We start from the raw sequence: 3162 nt of genomic DNA on the forward strand, positions 1-3162 counted from the left end.
AGGGCGGCGTTGAGCCGCTCGATCAGTTCGGGTGGCGTGGTCTTCGGCGCGAACAGCGCATGCCACGCCGAGATATCGAAGGCCGGCATGCCGGCCTCGGCAGCGGTGGGTACGTCGGGCAGCGACGGGCTTCGCCGATCGGCGGCGATGACAAGCGCGCGGACCTCGCCCGCCCGGACACGATCGATCGAATTGACGATCTGATCGCACATGTAGTCGACGCGGCCTTCGAGCAGCGCGTGAAGAGCTGGGCCGGTGCCCTGGAATGGCTTGGCGGTCGAATGAACATTGCCGGTCGCTTCCAGCAGTGTGCAGGCCGCGTGCGAAGTGGAACCGGCGCCGGCATGCCCCATCGTGGTGTCGGGATGCTGACGCAGATAAGCGATCAACTCGGCGAGGGTATGCACCGGCAACTCATTGCGGACGATGACCACCGTCGGAATTTCGAGAACGAGGCCGATCGGCGCGAAGTCTTTTGCCGGATCGTAGGCCAGGTGCGGATAGACCGCAGGCGCGCTGCCATGCGTTCCCATCTGACCCATGATCAGCGTGTAGCCATCGGCCGGCGCCCGCATCGCCCGGATCGCGGCGGTGGTTCCGCCGGCTCCGACCACGTTCTCGATGATCACCTGCTGCCCCAGCGTCTTCGACAGATGGCCGCCGATGATCCGCGCAACCGTGTCGGTCGGTCCGCCCGTGGCAAACGGCACGATCACGGTGATGGTCCGCGCCGGATAGGCTGCGAAGGCGGGGCCGACCGTCAGCGGCGCAAGCAGCACGAACAGCACAATGCAGCGCAGCAAGCCGAGCGGGTTGTCCACTCGCCCCGTCAGCCTGAGTGCTGCTGCGCTTGCTCGAATCTGCTTCATGGTGCTATGCGAACAACAGGTTCTCATTCATGAATATGTCGCTGACGAACAATTAGCGTGACACTCGGACGGCGGACGGAAGCGTCCGGCACCGTGAATCTTGAAGTGATGTTTTTCACGGGAGATCGCTCCGCTCAACTGCGGCGGAAGCAGATGACACCGCCATTCTCTGGTTTTCGTATTTCATTGTAACGATTTAGTTCTGTCTGCGCGTTAAGTTGATTCCTCGGAGTACTACGAGGCCGTTGCGTTAATTGCGTTCGTTTCAAAGCTGTTTTGGAGGTCGATCGATGAATGAGAAGCCGTCTGGGGGGGAGGTCTTCGTTGTCGACGACGATCCGGCCGTCCGCGAAACGCTCTCGATCGTGTTGTCAGCCGCAGGCTACGAAGTGATCTGCTTTGCCGATGGCGAGTCGCTGTTGTCCGTCGCCCGCAGTCGCAGCCCGGCCTGTATTCTGCTGGATGTTCATATTCCCGGCCGGTCCGGACTTGATATCCTGGCCGAGCTGCACGCCGAGGATTATCCGGCGCCGATCTTCATGATCTCGGGAAAAGGCGATATCGCGATGGCGGTCAACGCCATCAAGAATGGCGCGCTCGACTTCATCGAGAAGCCGTTCCGCGGCAAGGAGATCGTCACCCGGGTCGAGGAGGCGATCGAAGCGTTCGAGCGCCGCCGGGAGCCCGGCAAGGTGGCGAAGGCGCCGTCCTATAACTTCCCCGGCAAGGAGCCGCTGACGCTGCGCGAGCGCGAGGTGCTGGAGCTGTTTGCTTCAGGCAACACCAACAAGGAGGCGGGGCGCCAGCTCGGCATCAGCCCGCGCACCATCGAATATCACCGCGCCAATATCATGAAGAAGCTGGGCGCCCGCAACGCCACCGACCTCGTGCGCATCGTGATGACGGCGCCGAGGGCGTAGCGTCACGGGCGGACGCAGTTACAGCGTGCCGGGGAAAGCGCCGCCGTCGAGCAGGATGTTCTGCCCGGTGATGTAGCCCGACCGCGCGCCGCACAGGAACGCGCAGGCGAGGCCGAATTCCTCCGGGGCGCCGAACCGCCCGGCGGGGTTCTCGTTCATCCGCGCCTGCAGGATCTGTTCGGGCGTGGTGCCGGACGCCTTGGCCTGACCCGCGGCCACGCCGCGCAGACGGTCGGTGTCGAACGGGCCCGGCAACAGCGCATTGATCGTCACATTGTGCCGCACCGTCTTGCGCGACAGGCCGGCGACGAAGCCGGTGAGGCCGGTGCGTGCGCCATTGGACAGACCGAGCACGTCGATCGGCGCCTTCACGGCGGCCGAGGTGATGTTGACGATGCGGCCGAACTTGCGCTCGATCATCTTGTCGACGGTCGCCTTGATCAGCTCGATCGGCGTCAGCATGTTGGCGTCGAGCGCCTTGATCCAGTCGTCGCGGGTCCAGTTGCGGAAATTGCCGGGCGGCGGGCCGCCGGCATTGTTGATGAGGATGTCGGGCTCCGGGCAGGCTTTCAGCGCAGCCTCGCGGCCTTCAGGCGTGGTGATGTCGCCGGCGACCTCGAGGATCTCGACATCCGGATAGGCCTTGCGCAGCGCGGCGGCGGCCGCGGCCAGCGCTTCGGCGCCGCGCGCCGTCATCGTCACATGCACGCCCTCGGCGGCGAGCGCCTCGGCGCAGGCGCGTCCCAGTCCCTTGCTCGATGCGCACACCAGCGCGCGGCGGCCCTTGATTCCCAGATCCACGTTTCACTCCCGGATGGTCGGCGATGTCGGTGAGGCCGGCACTCTAGCCATCCCGCTCCGGCATGGTAAGGGGAGGGCAACGCATAACGCATCACCAGGAAACGCGGCATGGATCAACTGTTCGACGTCAGCAACGAAGTCATTCTGGTCACCGGCGCCTCGCAGGGGCTCGGGCGGCAATTCGCCCGCGTGCTCGCCGAGCGCGGCGCCGCGGTCGTGCTCGCCGCACGGCAGACCGACAAGCTGAAAGCGCTCGAACAGGAGATCAAGGACAAGGGGGGGCGCGCCGTCGCGGTGCAGATGGACGTCACCGATCTCGCCTCGATGTCCGCCGCGCTCGATCAGGCCGAAGCGGCGCTCGGCCCGATCACCGTGCTGATCAACAACGCCGGCGTCGCCACCGAGAAGCTGGCGGTCGACACCAGCGAAGCCGACTGGGACAAGGTGATCGGCGCCAACCTCAAGGGCGCGTATTTCCTCGCCACCGAAGTGGCGCGGCGGATGATCGCGCGCCAGCAGGGCGGCAACATCGTCAACATCGCCTCGGTGCTTGGCCAGAGCGTGCTGAAATT

General features: G+C 65.1%; 4 protein-coding genes. 2 read left to right on the forward strand and 2 right to left on the reverse strand.

Going from position 1 to position 3162, the window contains the following annotated elements; all coding sequences use genetic code 11:
- Positions 1–821: tripartite tricarboxylate transporter substrate-binding protein (locus ACOJTD_RS17420; RefSeq protein ID WP_420134138.1), on the reverse strand; the 821-nt coding region annotated here is incomplete at its 3' end.
- A 338-nt stretch (positions 822–1159) separates the two neighbouring features.
- On the opposite strand from ACOJTD_RS17420, the gene ACOJTD_RS17425 reads away from it, so the two are divergent.
- The gene (locus ACOJTD_RS17425) at positions 1160–1789 is read left to right on the forward strand and encodes a response regulator transcription factor (protein WP_420134139.1); all 630 of its coding nucleotides are present in this window, start codon (positions 1160–1162) and stop codon (positions 1787–1789) included.
- 18 nt (positions 1790–1807) lie between these two features.
- On the opposite strand, the gene ACOJTD_RS17430 is transcribed toward ACOJTD_RS17425, so the two are convergent.
- The gene (locus ACOJTD_RS17430; protein WP_420134140.1) at positions 1808–2590 is read right to left on the reverse strand and encodes an SDR family oxidoreductase; all 783 of its coding nucleotides are present in this window, start codon (positions 2588–2590) and stop codon (positions 1808–1810) included.
- Positions 2591–2698: 108 nt separating this feature from the next.
- Between ACOJTD_RS17430 and ACOJTD_RS17435 the strand changes: the two genes are divergently transcribed.
- Positions 2699–3162 (forward strand): SDR family NAD(P)-dependent oxidoreductase (locus ACOJTD_RS17435; protein ID WP_420134141.1); only part of this gene is annotated, 464 nt, incomplete at its 3' end.

The sequence above is a fragment of the Rhodopseudomonas sp. genome (assembly GCF_048594845.1).
GTDB lineage: Bacteria > Pseudomonadota > Alphaproteobacteria > Rhizobiales > Xanthobacteraceae > Rhodopseudomonas.

Bases quoted from the DNA above. Each gene is read 5' to 3' on its own strand.
- ACOJTD_RS17425 (WP_420134139.1), top strand. From the start codon at position 1,160: ATGAATGAGAAGCCGTCTGGGGGGGAGGTCTTCGTTGTCGACGACGAT.